The organism is Paraburkholderia sp. SIMBA_053, assembly GCF_046534895.1.
GTDB classification, from domain to species: domain Bacteria; phylum Pseudomonadota; class Gammaproteobacteria; order Burkholderiales; family Burkholderiaceae; genus Paraburkholderia; species Paraburkholderia caledonica.
In genome coordinates this window covers 1-249 of sequence record NZ_JAWRXU010001308.1, presented here as the reverse complement: position 1 = coordinate 249, position 249 = coordinate 1, and the positions used below count along the sequence as shown (strand labels likewise).

Annotated in this window: 1 pseudogene; it reads right to left on the bottom strand. The window is 63.9% G+C overall.

Features of this window, described 5'->3' with window-relative positions:
* Positions 1-20: 20 nt before the first annotated feature.
* A pseudogene (locus SB753_RS39855) lies at positions 21-249 on the bottom strand (MFS transporter); the annotation flags it as partial.

Sequence of the window (249 nt, the reverse complement as noted above, 5' to 3'; positions counted from 1 at the left end):
GCCTTCTGAATGACCAAAAGCTACACGCGGCAGTTGCATTCGGTGCACGCCACCGCTTCTGGCGCAGGCTTCCTCTCGCCGCTTCTACCGAAGCTCGCGAGCGCCGCCAGTCCGAGCAACGCGAGGCCGCTGCCGAACAGAAAGTCCGTCGCAATGCCCACGTGATCGACCACGATTCCGCCGACGAGCGAACCCACCGCAATCGCCACCTGAATGATGCTCACGAAGAGCGCGGAGCCGGCTTCCGGA